Annotated in this window: 20 protein-coding genes; 19 read left to right on the top strand and 1 reads right to left on the bottom strand. The window is 45.6% G+C overall.

The genetic code is table 11. The annotated features are described in order from the left end of the window. The first annotated feature begins 56 nt into the window (after positions 1-56). The 19 genes from JWV37_RS06390 (at position 57) to JWV37_RS12700 (ending at position 15284) form a co-directional block, all read left to right on the top strand. Positions 57-1493 carry a sensor domain-containing diguanylate cyclase gene (locus JWV37_RS06390; protein WP_205458952.1) on the top strand — a complete coding sequence of 479 codons (1437 nt, stop codon included), beginning with the start codon at positions 57-59 and terminating at the stop codon, positions 1491-1493. 209 nt (positions 1494-1702) lie between these two features. Beyond that, complete coding sequence (locus JWV37_RS06395) at positions 1703-1927, top strand: FeoA family protein (RefSeq protein WP_205458953.1); 225 nt, start codon at positions 1703-1705, stop codon at positions 1925-1927. Continuing rightward, positions 1924-4383: a ferrous iron transport protein B gene (gene feoB, locus JWV37_RS06400; protein ID WP_205458954.1), complete on the top strand. Its 2460-nt coding sequence runs from the start codon at positions 1924-1926 to the stop codon at positions 4381-4383. The genes JWV37_RS06395 and feoB overlap by 4 nt, the downstream gene beginning before the upstream one ends. A gap of 14 nt (positions 4384-4397) precedes the next feature. Further along, on the top strand, positions 4398-4697 hold the full coding sequence (locus JWV37_RS06405; RefSeq protein WP_205458955.1) for a hypothetical protein: 300 nt from the start codon (positions 4398-4400) through the stop codon (positions 4695-4697). A 91-nt stretch (positions 4698-4788) separates the two neighbouring features. Next, positions 4789-5583, top strand: coding sequence for a DUF4198 domain-containing protein (locus JWV37_RS06410; protein ID WP_205458956.1), 795 nt, complete (start codon positions 4789-4791; stop codon positions 5581-5583). After that, positions 5584-6660, top strand: a complete 1077-nt coding sequence (locus tag JWV37_RS06415) for an Opr family porin (protein WP_205458957.1) — start codon at positions 5584-5586, stop codon at positions 6658-6660. Between the two features lie 43 nt (positions 6661-6703). Continuing rightward, positions 6704-7441 carry an EAL domain-containing protein gene (locus JWV37_RS06420; protein WP_205458958.1) on the top strand — a complete coding sequence of 246 codons (738 nt, stop codon included), beginning with the start codon at positions 6704-6706 and terminating at the stop codon, positions 7439-7441. A gap of 9 nt (positions 7442-7450) precedes the next feature. Further along, complete coding sequence (locus tag JWV37_RS06425; RefSeq protein WP_205458959.1) at positions 7451-7582, top strand: FeoB-associated Cys-rich membrane protein; 132 nt, start codon at positions 7451-7453, stop codon at positions 7580-7582. Continuing rightward, positions 7579-8415, top strand: coding sequence for an ABC transporter ATP-binding protein (locus JWV37_RS06430; protein ID WP_205458960.1), 837 nt, complete (start codon positions 7579-7581; stop codon positions 8413-8415). The genes JWV37_RS06425 and JWV37_RS06430 overlap by 4 nt, the downstream gene beginning before the upstream one ends. Then, positions 8415-10043 (top strand): DUF4857 domain-containing protein, encoded by a 1629-nt coding sequence (locus JWV37_RS06435; protein ID WP_205458961.1) that lies wholly within the window; start codon positions 8415-8417, stop codon positions 10041-10043. Before JWV37_RS06430 ends, JWV37_RS06435 begins: the two co-directional genes overlap by 1 nt. After that, on the top strand, positions 10040-10495 hold the full coding sequence (locus tag JWV37_RS06440; RefSeq protein ID WP_205458962.1) for a Fur family transcriptional regulator: 456 nt from the start codon (positions 10040-10042) through the stop codon (positions 10493-10495). Before JWV37_RS06435 ends, JWV37_RS06440 begins: the two co-directional genes overlap by 4 nt. 124 nt (positions 10496-10619) lie before the next feature. Continuing rightward, the gene (locus JWV37_RS06445) at positions 10620-10940 is read left to right on the top strand and encodes an HMA2 domain-containing protein (RefSeq protein WP_205458963.1); all 321 of its coding nucleotides are present in this window, start codon (positions 10620-10622) and stop codon (positions 10938-10940) included. After that, positions 10937-11605, top strand: a complete 669-nt coding sequence (locus JWV37_RS06450) for a ferritin family protein (RefSeq protein ID WP_205458964.1) — start codon at positions 10937-10939, stop codon at positions 11603-11605. The genes JWV37_RS06445 and JWV37_RS06450 overlap by 4 nt, the downstream gene beginning before the upstream one ends. A 51-nt stretch (positions 11606-11656) precedes the next feature. After that, on the top strand, positions 11657-11881 hold the full coding sequence (locus JWV37_RS06455; RefSeq protein ID WP_205458965.1) for a hypothetical protein: 225 nt from the start codon (positions 11657-11659) through the stop codon (positions 11879-11881). Further along, positions 11878-12210: a magnetosome protein MamC family protein gene (locus tag JWV37_RS06460; protein ID WP_205458966.1), complete on the top strand. Its 333-nt coding sequence runs from the start codon at positions 11878-11880 to the stop codon at positions 12208-12210. The genes JWV37_RS06455 and JWV37_RS06460 overlap by 4 nt, the downstream gene beginning before the upstream one ends. Before the next feature lie 11 nt (positions 12211-12221). Next, on the top strand, positions 12222-12464 hold the full coding sequence (locus tag JWV37_RS06465) for a YtxH domain-containing protein (protein WP_205458967.1): 243 nt from the start codon (positions 12222-12224) through the stop codon (positions 12462-12464). 2 nt (positions 12465-12466) lie between these two features. Beyond that, entirely contained in the window at positions 12467-14584 is a 2118-nt protein-coding gene (locus JWV37_RS06470; protein ID WP_205458968.1) for a heavy metal translocating P-type ATPase, read from the top strand. Between the two features lie 48 nt (positions 14585-14632). Next, positions 14633-14758 (top strand): hypothetical protein, encoded by a 126-nt coding sequence (locus JWV37_RS12810; RefSeq protein ID WP_275898354.1) that lies wholly within the window; start codon positions 14633-14635, stop codon positions 14756-14758. Beyond that, positions 14724-15284 carry a hypothetical protein gene (locus JWV37_RS12700; RefSeq protein WP_240332067.1) on the top strand — a complete coding sequence of 187 codons (561 nt, stop codon included), beginning with the start codon at positions 14724-14726 and terminating at the stop codon, positions 15282-15284. Before JWV37_RS12810 ends, JWV37_RS12700 begins: the two co-directional genes overlap by 35 nt. A 1-nt stretch (position 15285) precedes the next feature. On the opposite strand, the gene JWV37_RS06480 is transcribed toward JWV37_RS12700, so the two are convergent. Beyond that, positions 15286-15843 (bottom strand): manganese efflux pump MntP, encoded by a 558-nt coding sequence (locus JWV37_RS06480; protein ID WP_205458969.1) that lies wholly within the window; start codon positions 15841-15843, stop codon positions 15286-15288. Positions 15844-15845 lie beyond the last annotated feature (2 nt).

Raw genomic sequence — 15845 nt, forward strand, 5'->3', positions numbered from 1 at the left:
AAAAACCAAAGGAAGGCTTGGTTAAAATGTTCCCACTATTTCAAGGGGGCCTTTTAATGCATTTAAAATACAAAGTGGTGAGTCTTATCTGTTTATTATTGATTTCCGTTTCCCTAGGCTCCTCTTTGCTCAATTATTACTACTCTCTTCAAGCGAGTGACACACAGCTCAAAGAACGCTCTTTGCCCCTTTCTATTGACAATATTTACACCGAAATTCAAAAACACTTCATTGAGCCCACCCTTGTCTCTTCCATGATGGCACACGATACTTTTGTGAAAGAGTGGCTAAGAGATGGCGAGAAAGAGCCTGAAAAAATTTACCAATACCTTGCCACTTTCAAAGAAAAATACGGGATGTTTACAACTTTTCTCGTCTCTGATTTTACTAACAATTACTACCACCCCACAGGCACCATAGATGTTGTTTCACCCCACAAGACAGAAAACGCTTGGTATTATGCCTTTAAGAATATCGCCGAAGAGTACGAGATGAATCTTGACTTCAATACGCACCTTGATCAAGATTTAATCATGTTTATTAATTATAAAATCCTTGATGATACAGGCAATTTTATGGGCGCTACAGGCATTGGCATCAATATCTCTTATGTGCATCACATGTTAAAACACTTTCGTGAAACGTATAAATTTAATGTTTTTTTTGCCAACACTTCGGGGGAGATTTTACTTATAGAAGAAGGCATAAAGAACGATAATTTTTTAATGGACATTAAAAGCCTCTCCACCCTTGTTCCTCAAATTCTCAAAAGCGAATCTTTGCAATTTGAGTACCAAACAGGCAACAACCACTTTGTTGTTAACTCAAAATACATCCCAGAACTCAATCTCTTTTTATTTGTAGAAGCTAACACTTCAGACTTTACCCAAGAGCTTAAGAAAAACTTTTTAGGAAACTTATTTCTTTCTCTTTTAGTGACTAGCATCGTAGCTGCTATTATTATTTTTACCATCAACACCTACCAAAAACAGCTTGAATCCCTTGCGGCCGAAGACCCCCTCACAGGGCTCTACAATCGTCGCACCTTTGATAATCACTTTCGCACGCTCTCCGCCCTTCACCGCCGCACAAAAGCGCCTTTAAGCGCTATTTTATTTGATATTGACAACTTTAAACATATTAACGACACATTAGGACATCTCACTGGAGACTCCGTCCTTGAACATGTCGCATTGTGCGCCAAGGCAACGGTTAGGGGTTCTGACATCCTCGCGCGCTGGGGAGGAGAAGAGTTTGCCTTACTCTTTCCTAACACTACCCAACATGATGCCTTTGAGATTGGTGAAAAACTTCGTCAAGCCATTGGCACCAATGCGGCTATCAATGCTCTTATTAAAGGTCCCTTAAGCATCAGTGTCGGTGTTGGCACTTTTCATGAAAACGACACCCTAAAATCTTTGTTTCATCGGGTTGACGAAGCCATGCTTCGTGCCAAAAAAAATGGGAAAAACCAAACAGTGCTTGCCCTTTAAACCCTCTTTTTTTGGCGTATCTTAATCTTTACATTTTGCCTTACATGTAAAGGTTATTTTCGCCATAATTCCTTACAGCTTAATAAAAAATTAAATTTATAATCACTCAAATTTTTTATGTAATTTCAGTTATTTTCATCTCTTCTTAAGCTCTTTTTCTTTATAGTTCGAGAATGATTATCAAAAGCGATACGAAAAAAGAGGTTAACATGTGTTTAGATGAACTTGCCAGCGGCACCCTTTGTAGAATCATCAAAGTACACGCCCACGATGCACTTAAGTACAAACTCCTTGACATGGGATTTGTCTCAGGCGCTCAAGTGAGCGTGGTGCGTGAAGCCCCCCTGTATGACCCCATGGAGTTAAAAATCCACAACTACCTCCTCTCTTTACGAAAAAGCGAAGCGAAGCTGGTAGAGGTGGAACTCGTATGATTAAAGTTGCCCTCGCAGGTCAGCCAAATTGCGGCAAATCAACCATTTTTAACCTCATCAGCGGACTCAAACAACACATTGCCAACTACCCCGGTGTCACGGTTGAAAAAAAATCTGGCACTTTTTCGCACCAAGGCGAAACCATTGAGGTGGTGGACCTTCCAGGAACCTACTCCTTTAGTTCTTATTCCCTTGAAGAGCGCGTAGCCAAAGAGTTTATCCTCAACGAAGAGCCTGATATTATCGTCAATGTTGTGGACGCTTCTAACATTAAGCGCAATCTTTATCTTACGTTTCAACTCTTAGAAATTGGCAAGCCCGTCGTGGTGGTGCTAAACATGATGGACGTGGCAGCAAGGCGTGGCATGGACATTGACGTTCAAAAAATAGCACGCATGCTTTCATGCCCCGTGGTTCCCGCAAGTGGCGCAAGAGGCGAAGGCAAAGAAGCCATCGTTGAAGCTATCATGCAGGCTAAAACCACCCCTTACAATGAATTTAAAATCAACTACGAAGAGCTTGAACCCCTCATTAAGGAAACGCAAGCACTCATCACCACAGACTCCCCGCAGGCATCGCGCCGTTGGCTCGCCATCAAAGCCCTTGAGGGTGACGGTGTTATTTTGGAAAAATTACCTAAAGCCACCCTTGCCATTCGCGAAAAATGCTTAGACTTTCACCGCCAATATGACAAAGACGTGGAGAGCTTTTTGGCCACCATGCGTTACGATTCGGCTGATGTCATCTATCACCAAAGTGTCGTCGAGAAACAACAAGGCAAAAAAACGGCTACAGACATTGCCGATGGGCTTATTCTCAACCGTTGGCTCTCATTTCCCATCTTGTTTCTCATCATCTTCTTAATCTACCAATCTTCCATCGTCTACGGCTACAAGCTCACCGACTACACGTGGCCCCTGTTAGCCGCTTTCAAAAACTTCATCATCGGCATTTCTCCTGAGGCTGATTTTACCCAAGTGCCCATGATTACGGATTTTGCCATCTGGATGGTCAACAGCGCCAACGCCCTGTTAAACTACATCCCCATTTTTCTCATCCTTTTTGCGCTCATTGCTATTTTGGAGGATGTGGGCTACATGCCGCGCATGGCTTTTATCTTAGACCGTATTTTTAAAAAATTTGGCCTCCATGGGCAATCCACCCTTCCGCTTGTGCTAGGTGGCGCCTTTGTAGGTGGGTGTGCGGTTCCTGGCATTATGGCGACCAAAGGCATTGCGGATGAGCGGGCGCGCATGGCGACGATTTTATCTGTACCTTACATGAACTGCCTTGCAAAAGTCCCTTTTTATACCCTTCTGTTAGGGGCATTTTTTGAAGCACAAATGGCACTCATGATGTTTTTCATCTCCACCGCCACCCTTTTTATTGCTCTCATTGTGGCTAAAATTTTAACCGCAACAGTTTTAAAAACGCGCGAAACCTCTCCTTTTGTGATGGAGCTTCCCCCTTACCACCTCCCTACCTTTAAAGGGGTTATCTTTCGCGCTTTTGAACGGGTGTGGATGTACATCAAAAAAGTAGGCACCATTGTCTTGGCTGTTGCGATTGTTTTGTTTGCCATGCTAGAACTTCCTGGCCTTAGCGATGAGCAAAAAGTAGCATACGAAGCACGAAGCGACGCACTTCTTACTTCTTTTTATGCCCAAGCGGCCAAAACCTCATACGGTGAACAATTAAGCACTCGCGAAAGTGTATCAGGACTTTTGAACACCTATGATGATTACCGCGCCAGACGCATGTCGGCAAGCCCTGCGCAGGCGGGTAACATCGACGCGGATTTTGAGGCAAAAGCACCTTTTTACATGACCTTTATTAAGCCACCAGCCGACGACGCTGAGGCAAAAACCATCAATCGCCAATTACGAAACCTTTCCCGTGATCGCCGTGGCATCTTGCAAGAGATGAAAAATGACAAAGTAGAAAGCTCATTACTGGGATTCATCGGACGTTCTTTAGAACCTGTCACCCAATTTGCAGGTTTTGACTGGAAAATCAATGTGGCTTTTTTGAGCTCCTTTGCTGCGCGTGAATCCGCTGTAGCAACACTGGGAAGTATCTATGAAAACAACGCGGCTGACAACTTAAGAGCAGAAGAAGCCATGGCACAAAACAGTGGCTATACGCCTTTGCATGCTGCGGCCATTATTATTTTCATGCTTTTAACGCCACCTTGCATTGCGACTATGATTGTCGTAAAGCTCCAAACCGGGAGCTACAAATGGATGCTTTTTGCTATCTTTTTTCCCATTACCTTGGGATTTTTGGCCGCATCGCTCATCTTTACCCTTGGGACTGGCTTTGGATGGAGCGGTGTTGAAGCCTTTGCGCTCTTTTATGGCACCGTCATTGCCTTGGCTCTTTTCATGGGGAGCTTACCGCAAAAACGCATCAACTGGAGCGGTGGTTTTACAAAAAGTATTTTAAATAAATCTTAACAAAAGGAGAGAAAATGAAGAAAATTGTTTTGGCTAGCTTGCTTGCAGCAAGTTCACTGTTTGCGCATTCGGCGCTCATGAGTTGTTTTGATAACGGAGATGGCACTATCACGTGCGAAGGTGGCTTTAGTGATGGCAGTAGCGCCAGTGGTGTTGGTTTTTTTGTCAAACAAGGAAACAGCACGGTTGAGAGTGGAAAAATGGACCAGCACAGCGAGTTCACTTTCAAAAAACCAGCAGGCGAGTATCAGGCAGTTTTTGATGCAGGCGAAGGTCATCAGGTAGTCATTCAAGGCAAAGATATCGTCCAGTAGTGCCATTAGTGCTCTTGTTGTTTGATTTTACAAGAGGCCTATTGTTTTTCATTGAGAAAGATTATTATTACATTTACATTAAGGAGTTTGCATGAGTCAGAAGTTTTTAGGTTCCATGGTTGCAGCGGGAGTTTTAGCTACAGGCGCAATGGCGCATTTTCAAATGCTTTACACACCAGAAAGCGCCCTTGAAAAGCCCACAAATATCGAACTACGCCACGTGTTCAACCATCCATTTGCAGATGAGCACACCATGGACATCGCAGGCATTGAATCTTTTGTTGTCATCAATAAAGAGCAAGAAAAAAACCTTCTTGACACCCTTAAACCTATCGAATTTAAAGGCAATGCCAACAGCGGTAAAGCGTACGCTTCTACATACCAAGCTAGACGCATGGGCGACCACGTATTTATCATCACCCCAGCGCCTTATTATGAAAAAAATGAAGATGCCTACATCCAACAAATCACCAAAACCGTCGTCAACGTTGCAGGTGCACCAAGTGACTGGGATGCTACCTTTAACCTCAAAGCGGAAATCGTGCCTTTAACAAAACCCTATGCTATTTGGGCAGGCGGAACCTTTACGGGCATCGTCATGAGCGAGGGGAAACCTGTGCCTTTTGCAGAAATCGAAGTAGAGTACCTCAACCATGACGTAGACTTAACAACAAACTCCATGGGCAAACCCCATGTAGAAGCACCCCAAGATGCCTTTGTCACCATGGGTATCAAAGCCAACAAAGACGGTGAGTTTACCTTCGGGATTCCCAAAGCGGGATGGTGGGGATTTGCAGCCCTAGGTGTTGGTCCAGATGATGAATACAAAGGCAAAGAACTTAGCCAAGACGCCGTTATTTGGGTTCAAGCAAAAGAGATGAAATAGATGCTTAAAAAACTCAGTTTAGCCGCCATAGCGGTGTTGGCAACAAGCACACTGTACGCAGACTCTTTTGATATCGAAGATGCCCTTAAAAGTGGAAGTTTTGGCGGAGATTTTACCCTTTATGGGGAAAGTATTGACGCCAAACCTGATTCGGGTTTTTCCATGGGTTCTTTGGGACTTCATTATGAAAGTGCACGCTACCGTGGTTTTGGTTTTGCGGCTGGTTTTCGCGCTAACAACGACTTGAGCGAAAAAGAAAATGGGGATTACAGCGATGGAGACGAGCCTAAATCGCTGCTTCACACGGCCAACATCTCTTACACCAATGAAGCGTTTACGGTGATTGGCGGTCGTCAAGAGCTAGACCTTGAATGGGCAGGAGACTACCACGAGGCTTTAGTGGGTGTGTTTACAGGTCTTCCTAACACCACCATTACCCTTGCGCACACTATTCGTCTTGCGGTAGCCGATACCGACGCGCCGTTGGAAAAATTTGAAAAATTCAACGGAAGCGATGGCGCACAAGTGCTAGATGTTGCCTACGAAGGTGTAGAAAACACAGTGCTTAACGCTTACTACTACAACGCCAATGACCTTGCAAGCTGGTATGGCGCAAAAGCGGTGTGGGATTCAGAGTTGTTTGGCCTTACCGCCCACGGTGCTTTTAGTAACGAAGACGCTATGAAAGATGGAAACATTCTTCACGCTGAAGTGCGCGGTACTTTTAGTGACCTAGGATTATCTGCAGGCTACATTACTACAGATAAAGACGCAGGAGCTGGTAGCATGGACAGCATTGGAGACAACATTAACCCTCTTGAAGAAGGCGATAAAGTCTATGGTGCTGATGCAAAAACCGTTTATGTAGGCGCTACGTATGAAATAGGGGCACTTAGCCTTGGCGCACTATACGGACACACAAAATACGGAAGTGATAAAGAAAAAGAGTTTAACTTTATGGCGGAGTACGCCTTTAGTGATGCCTTTAGTTTGGGTGGGTTGATTGTTGATGTCAACGCGCAGGATAGTGATGATGACTATACTAAATTTTCGCTCAATGCTGTTTACGCATTTTAATGCTTACATGTAAGGGCTTTTGCCCTTACATGATTGGAGTTTTATGAGTCATATCCATCCTTTTCCTTCTTCTGTTTTTACCGCTTCCATGGCAAAAGAAGTCTTGATTTTAGGGAGTTATGGGGTGGAATACCAGCCCATAGTGCATTTAAAAAGCGGTACGGTTTTAGGTTATGAGGCGCTGTCTCGTTTTATGTATCAAGGAAAGGTGATTCCACCTAACGTGTTCTTTGATGCCCTGCACGAAGACCGCGCCTTATTTTGCAAAGCAGAAGCGACGCTCAAAGGGTTTCAGTTTACCCATCGCCCCAGTGAGGGGACGTTGTACGTTAACATCGACCCGCATATTTTAGAGGACAAACACGCCTCCAAAGCGGTGCTTGCGTGCCTTAACCAACAACGTGATTTCGTGGTGGAGTTGGTTGAAAATTCATACACCACCTTACATGCCAAGGAAATCTTTGATGTTTTTTTGAGTCAAAACTACACCCTAGCGGTGGATGATTTTCTTCAAGAAAACAGCATGCTTTCGCTGTATTTACTCAAAGCTTGCCACGTTCTCAAACTTGACCGTGGCATCATCCAAGAGTTGCGTCACGATGATGTTTTCTCAAACGTCATCCAAGGGCTCATCGCCTTTGCCCACGCCAAAGGCAAAACGGTCATCTTCGAAGGGGTTGAAACTGAAGAAGATTTGCGTTTTGCCGAAACCCTTGAATGTGACAGTGTTCAAGGGTTTTTATTTCGACCCTTGTTTATCACACACTTTAATACCTACTAAGGAGATTTTATGGAAACCGTTATTCTAGTGCTCATCGCTCTTGGAGCTGGAGCGTACATTTACTATTCACTGTTTAAGAAAAAAGGGTGCAATTGTAGCGGTGGCGGTTCGTGCGCGAGTAAAAAACCAAAGCAACCATGAGCCCCATTATCGAGATTCGCAATCTTTGCCACAAGTATGGCAAAAAAGAGATTTACCGCAACCTCAACCTCGCCATAGAAGCGGGCTCTGTTTTTGGTATTTTAGGGAAAAACGGTGTGGGAAAATCGACCCTTATCAACATTCTTATGGGCTACACCCTTCCAAGCCAAGGCGAATGCACGATTTTTGGGGAGCCTACCCATGCCCTCTCCCCTGCCTCAAAGCGCAAGATTGCCTTGTTGCACGAAGGGTTCGTGGCTTATGATTTTTTCACCATAGGACAAGTCGAAGCCTTCTTTCGCGCCTTTTACCCCGCATGGAAACGCGACTATTTTTATGACCTTGTGCGCCTTGCGGGACTTGAAGATTCGCAACGCCTTTCCACCCTCTCTTTTGGGCAAAAATCCCAAGTTGTACTGGGCGCCTTGTTTGCTCAAGATGCACAGCTGCTCATCTTGGATGATTATTCCATGGGGTTGGATTTGGGCTACCGACGGCTCTTTATTGATTACCTTAAAGACCACGTCAGTAGCACGCAAAAAACGGTCCTCATAACCTCTCATGTGATGGGGGAATTAGTAGGGCTTATTGATGAGATGCTTATCGTCCAAAAAGGAGGCCATATCTACCGCAACACCATGGAAGCCTTTTTGGAAAGCTTTCATTGCTACGCCTTTGAAGAAACCGATGCCATTGATTCCATCACCGCCCATCGCATCGAAACCCACGGCACAACGCGTAAACTTTTTACCTTTGATACCGTAGAACACCTCCCCAAAATCCCATGCGATTTTGAAGAAAAATTTTTAGGTTTTATAGGAAAATACGAATGATGCGCGCTATTTTCACCAAAGAGTGGACCAAACTCAAACCCTTGGTGCCCCTGTGCCTCATCCTTCTTCTTGCGAGTGCTTTTGCGCTGTGGCATCATGTGCGCTATTTGTTTATCAGCGTTGAACCCGAATCCATGGCATGGTACCGTTTTTCTTTTTTAGGAGAAAAACCCTACTCCTCTTTCTTGTGGCTCTATTTTCTTGTTGGCGTCTTAGTGGCGGTGGTGCAGTTTTTACCCGAACGCCTTCAGGGTCGCATGAAACTTCTTGCCCACCTGCCCTTGCGTCCTTTCTCTCTTTTGGCCCTACACCTTAGCATGGGTGTGGCCTTTTTGGGGGTTTTTGCATTGCTTCTTAGCGGCGTTTTATACGCCCTAATAGGGCATTATTACCCCGCACCCGTGGGAATTGTTGCCCTAAAAGATAGTTTTTTTTACGCGCTAGGGAGCATCCTTGCCTACAGTGGTCTAAGCGCAGCTATCCTTGAAAAATCCTCCAAACGTGCCCTTTTAAAACTCACCCTCACCCTTGCGATTGGTTGGATTTATGCCCAACCCCCCTTTGGTTGGGAGAATTTAGGCTGGATTGGCGTAGGGCTTTTCTTGATGGTTCTTGCAGGTGAGAGCTTTTTGCGCATCAAAGACATACCCTTGCGCTCTCCTGCCTTTTTCGCCTTAGCATTTTTGGCCCTTGGGTTTGCAGGCGTTAAAGGTGTAGGATTTTTCCTAAACCATTACACCACACCACTAACCCATTATTATCTTTTTTATTCGCCCATTGCCAAAACCTTTGTTTACCAACGCAACTTTGGCGGCCACCAGTTTGAATACGGCACCAAAGAAGGCGAAACCTTTGACCGCCTTACCTATGAAGGACTACTGCCTTTTGTCTATTGGCGCAATTTTGAAATTCAGGGCAAGCTTCCTTTGGAGATAGATGGCACCGTGTTTGAAGCGGAAGAGATTAAAGAGAGTCGTCTTAGTTTTGCCTACACACCCAGTGCGCTAAAACCCAAAGAGGTAGCCCTACTGCCCCTCATAAACCCCAAGGCCAAGACGAGCATGATTCCCTTTCCTGAAGAGGTTTTACACGTCAAAAAAGATGCCATTGTCGCCTATGGCGAACACGCACGTGTAGACACCAAGCTTACCCAAGAGATTGCCACGCTTGCGGCAGATGCAGGAGTTCGCTTTCCATTGCGCCATGTTTGGGGCAAACACACCAACCTAAAACCCCATGATTTTGGAATGTTTTTAGCGGACAGCCAAGGGGCACTCTTTAACCTCAAACGCTACGATAACCGCACAACGCTTGAAGCTATTCAAACACCCCCAGGTCTTGAACTTTTTTACATGTATCCTAGCGAAAACCGCGCCAATCATCTAGCCGGATACGCCATTGATGCTATGGGAAAGATGCATGTTCTCCTGCGAGAAAACTGGGAATTTATCCCCCTTGTTTTGCCAAATTTTGATTACACCTCTATGCAGTTTCAACTCATCCAAGACCCGCTGCACTACCTCGTGCGTTATGACAACGGTACAGAGTATTATGCGGTGCTTTTTTCTAAGGATTTCACCCTTTTAGATACTACCTCTTTTTCATCTGCCAACAAAGGCTCTTTATGAATCCAACCACACCCAAGCATAAAAAAACCTTTGACGCCTTTTACCAGCGTTTTCTTGCCATGACCAAAGACCAAGGCCATTATGAATCTGCGCACCGAGAAGCCATTTTGAAGGTGCTTTTTTTTAGCACCTCCCACCTAAGCGCAGAAGAGATTGCGCTACAAGTACGCAAGGAGTCGAAAATTTCCCTCCCCACAGTGTACAACACCCTCTCCTTTTTAGAAGAACTTGGCATGATTCATGTGTTTATTTTGCCTCCCTACACCCTCAAAACTTACCGGTTGATGCTAGAGTACCACGACCAGCTTGTGTGCATTAAATGCGGAAAAATCGTTCCTTTTTACGATAAAGAACTCGAAGCGCGCGAGCGGCTTATCCTCCAAGACCACGCCTTTACCGGCATCAACCAAACCATTATTTTGTACGGTGTTTGCAGTTCCTGTAAAATCTAATGAAACCAAGTATCGAAATAACCTGCTGAAAATTGGGTGTTTTGATAACAACAATCAGTAAACTTTAAGTTTTTTTTAAATCCAAGAAGACTAGGATTGTACTATTACATGTAAGGAAGTACCGTTGGAAATTCGCACAGAAGAGATTGTCAGATTGCTTTCATATTTTTCACTGATCCACCACGTCAAGGGCCGCATTCGCCTTCGCGTAAATCCAAAAATCAAAGAACATGGCAAGGGATGGAAGATTGAAGACATTGAGCAGTTGGCCCAAAAAATCACGGGCATCACGCGCGTCAAGATTAATAAAATTGTTGCCTCCATCACCATTGAATACGATGCAAACATTCTCCCCATGCATTTATGGGAAGATTTAACCCAAGGAACCAACACCCAAGAAGTAACCCAGCGCATCAACGCCGCGTACAAGGAGATTCAACAGTGAAAAAAGCCAAAAAATCTTTTCTTAAATACGTAGACCCCGCCCTTAAACTCTCTCCCTTCCATCAAGCCTTGCACATCGCCTTACGCGATGCATATTATGGTTTTGCCTTGCACAAAAAGGCCGTTGAGGCCTTTGGGTTTGTGGCTCCTTTTGCAACAGTGCTTGAGGCAAAACAGCAGCACATCACCGAGCTTACCTCTTTGCTTGTTCGCTATGAAATTCCTCTGCCAAAAAATGAGGAATCAGCATGCATCATGCCACCTATGGGACTTTTGGAAGCTTATGAGCTTGGGGTTGCTTTTGAGATTGAAACCATTCAGCGCATCACCCATCTTCTTCCTTATGTCGCCACTTACCCTGACGCGCAAGAGATGTTTTTTCGCCTTCAAGCAGCGTCTTACAACACTTTTTTGCCCACCTTTCGCTCCCACGTCGCACAGCAAACATCTACCCCCGCAACCCAAGGGCTCTCACAAGAAGAGATGATGGCTAAGGTTGAAGAGTGGCGTGGCATGGCGCAAAGAATCGCAGCAGGCGACACTAACGCACTAGGAGAAATGTTTCAAGGCATGAATATCTCTTTGATGGGAGGAATGCTCTTAGGAGGGGTTGCGGCCTCTCTTTTGAGCCAAATGAACACCCCTGAAGAACCCGAGTCGCTCTAGCAGGCCCACCCTTGCACCTTTGGTGCACACACTTACCACAAAGGAAAACCCATGGCACTACCATTTTTAGCAGGCATCGCCCTTGGAGGCTTGGTCGTTGTTGCCTACAATAATAAATCGGCCCTCAAAGCAAAACTCACAAAAGGCGCGCAAAAAGCCAAAGAGATGGCACAATGCGGTATCGAAAAAGCCAAAGAAGTCGCACAGGAGACGCAAACATCTCTTTGCGAAAAAGAAGCTTGTTCACAAGAAACCGCCCCAAAGGAAAACACATGATTGATACAGGCGCCCCAAGAAATGTTCTTGGTCACGTTGTGAGTGGCACCCTTGCTTCTGCAGCCATTGCAGGCGGAATGCAATACAACCAAGTACAAAAAGGCACTCTTGGCAAAAAGGAGGCTATTCATGCCACGCTTAAGCTCTCTTTGCAAGGCGGCGTTGCCACAGGTGCAGCCATTGCAGCAACCAACCATCTGGGCAAAAGTAATTTTTTTGGCGCACTTAGCGCACTTAGCCTTGGCATAGCCGGCGTGTATGCCATTGAAAAAATCAGCGAACAACTGCAAGAAAAAGACTCTTGCGAATCCCTAGAAGCACAACAATAAAAGGAAAATTTATGGAAAACCCTTACATCAAAACACCCCCAGTCGTCTCAGAAACCTTGGGCAATTTCAACACCAATGATTTTCTCAAAGGTGCTCTCATTGGAGCAGTAGCCACCTATTTGCTCACTAATGAAAATGCCCAAAAGGCTATCTTTAAAACCATTGCCAAAGGCACTCAATTGTTTCAAACAGGCATGGAGGAGATGAAAGAGCGCATGGAAGACGCCAAGGCAGAAATGGAAGCGCAAAGATAACCATGTCTTGGCGCATCAGACTGCTACATGCAGCACCAGGCCGAGTGAGATTTCAGCACCCCGGAGTAGGCGAACAAACAGACATCAAACGTCTTGAAAAAGCGCTCATGACCTTTGAAGGTGTGAGTTTTGTGCGCATTAATCCAAAGTCCCATTCTGTTGTTTTTATGTATGAAAACACGTCTGTAGCTGCCTTAAGAAAAGCCTTACATGTAACAGATGTAGATGCTTTCGTCCAACAGCCCTCGCCCATACATTGTGCCATTGGAGCCCACAACGAAACCCCTAGCGTAAAAGGGCTCGTTCGGGCAAGCACCGCCCTTGTGGCAGAACGGTTTGTGAGAAACGATCGGCTTAAATTTTTTATCACCGGGGTTGCCACCTCTCCATTGCTCCTCCCAGGAACAAAAACCCTCCTCACCCAAGGGCTTAGTTCTAAAGTCCTAGAAGCCATGGCTGTGGCTGTTTCTTTGGCACGCAAAGATTACCTTGCCGCCAACAGCACCAACACCATGCTTGAACTGGGCGAATACATCGAAGAGAGCACCGTACACAAAAGTGATGATCTCATCAAAGAATTGGCCAAGCCAAACATCGAAGAGACGTGGATTGAGGTGGAAAAAAACGGCAAAAAAAGTCAAAAACTTGTCAAAACCGCCTCGCTCAAAATTGGAGACATTGTTATCGCAAGTGCGGGTGAAACCATCTGTGTCGACGGGCATGTCATCTACGGAGAGGCTTCTATCAACCAAGCCTCCATGACCGGCGAAGCCCAACCTGTGAAAAAAAGCCGTGGTGATCGGGTCATCTCTGGCACTGTCATTGAAGAGGGAAAAGTCAAAATTTGGGCCGAACAAGTAGGAGAAGACACCGCTACTGCGCGCATCAAAGAGTACATTGCTCATTCGCTCAATGAAAAATCAGCCATCGGCTTGCGCGCCTCACGCCTCGCGGATAAGCTCGTGCCCATCACCTTGGGGCTTGCGGGACTCTCTTATGCTATTAGTAGAGATTTTCAATCCGTTGCTTCGGTGCTTCAAGCGGATTATTCGTGTGCCCTTAAGCTTGCTACGCCCGTTGCTTTTAAAACCTCCATCGCCCAAGCAGGAAAAGACGGCGTGCTCATCAAAGGCGCCAAACCCATCGAAGCACTCGCTCAAGTAGACACCTTTGTCTTTGACAAAACAGGCACCCTTACGTACGGTGAACTGGAAGTCGTGCACATTGAATCCTTTGATGAAGCATGGAGTGAAGATGCCATTTTGAACCTCACCGCAAGTGCGGAAGAGCACTATTTTCACCCCGTAGCAGAAGCCATTGTGCGTGCGGCCAAGGAGCGGGGGTTTGTGCACATGCACCACGAAGAGGTTGATTTTATCATCGCCCACGGGGTAAAAACCATTGTCAACGATAAAGAAGTTGTCATCGGGAGCCGCCACTTTTTAGAAGACGATGAAAAGATTCCTTTCAAGCAGTACCAGAAAAAAATCGACTCCTTTCTTAAGCGTGGAAACTCCGTGCTTTATGTGGGGTATGATGGCAAGCTCTTAGGCGCTATCGGGATGGTTGACACCCTGCGCCACAATGCCAAGGCTGCCTTAGCGCGCCTTAAAACATTGGGTGTTAAAGAACTTGTCATACTCACCGGAGACATCCAAACCAAGGCCGACGTGCTTGCTAAAGAGCTGGGTATTGACCGTGTGTACGCTAACATGCTTCCCACCCAAAAAGCTTCTATCATCAAAGCCCTGCAAGGCGAAGGAAAAAAAGTGGCTTTTGTGGGGGATGGCATCAACGATGCGCCCGCGCTCATGAGTGCCAACGTGGGCATTAGCATGCAAAAAGGGGCAGACATCGCCAAGGCAACAGCAGACATTGGATTGCTAAAAGATGACATTGGAGCTGTGTGCGAGATTAAAGAACTTGCCAACCAAACCATGGAACGCATTCATAATAATTTCTCAGCCACTGTAGGCATTAATAGCATGATTTTACTAGGAGCGACCGCAGGGGTGTTAAGCCCTATTGCAACAGCGATATTGCACAATGGTACGACGATTGGATTGTTGCTAAATTCCATAAAAGGGCTCAAACCCCACCAAAAGAAAGCTAAGATTTAGAGTTCCTTTGCTATGATTGTGATATTTATTATCACTTAAGGAGCTGGAATGGGACTCTTTTTTCCTCTTGCCACAGGTATTGCCACAGCAATCACCTTGGTATTAACGTACGAGACAGGCAAACATGCAAAACGAAAACTTGAGCGCAAAAAAGGGAAACTTTCCCACCACTGATCTTGACACTAAAAAAGAAGTGGCCAAAATCGGCATGGCGACTTCTTTGGCTATTGTGACAGCCACTTCTGTTTACATGAAAAACAGGCTAATGAAAAACCTGCACATTGGCGCGGGATTTGCCCTTATTGGTTTTTCAGTATGGCATCATATGCTTTACCAGCCAAGCAAAGCCGTCAAATCTCCGCTTCCTCCACGCCCAAAACCAAAAACCCTTGCCTTGGGGCATGTCTACACGGAAGTCATTCTCAAAGAAAAAGCCAGTAAGCGTGATGTACGGCTTTTGAAAGAAACTTTGGGAAATTTATGCAAAGAGAGCGGGACGCAAGCAGTGCATTTGCTCGTTGACACCCAGCTTATCAAAGAGCTTGAGATTTGGCAAGGGTTTGTGACGCTCTTAAAAGAAGACGAGCGTATCGCCAAAATCGCCATCTTTGGCGACGAGACCCTGCCTTCTGGAGAGCTTTTAGCCAAAAACGTGCGCTATTTTCACACCTATCTTGAAGCCAAAGCGTGGGCTTCTTAGCCTACGCTTCAAAAAAGAGGTGCTCCAAAAGAATCTTAAGTCCAATAAGCACCAGCACAAGGCCTCCAAAAAACTCAGCCCTACTCTCAAGCCACACCCCGCTTTTTTGCCCAACACGCACACCCGCATAAGAAAATACAGAAGTCACAACCCCGATAAGCAAAACGCTCACCCCCACTGACAAATCAAACAAATTCAGTGTAAAGCCTGCTGCCATCGCATCAATACTCGTAGCAATCGCAAGGGTAAAAAGAATCTTGTGGGAAAGGGTGCAGATTTCTTCAGTAGTGTCTTCTTGGCGAGATTCCATCATCATTTTTGCCCCAATACCCCCCAAAAGCACAAAAGCAATCCAGTGGTCAAATGAAGCGATAAATTCACCCGCACCAACGCCCGCAAAATACCCAACCAGTGGCATGAGGCCTTGAAAAAAACCAAACAACACCGCCACTTTTATCCCCAAAAAAGGAATGCTAGGATATTTTTTGGCACCCAAGCCGATAGATACGGCAAAAGCGTCCATACTTAAAGCAACTGCCAAAATAAATACCTCTAGCATGG

The sequence above is a fragment of the Sulfurospirillum tamanense genome (assembly GCF_016937535.1).
Classification (GTDB): domain Bacteria; phylum Campylobacterota; class Campylobacteria; order Campylobacterales; family Campylobacteraceae; genus Sulfurospirillum_B; species Sulfurospirillum_B tamanense.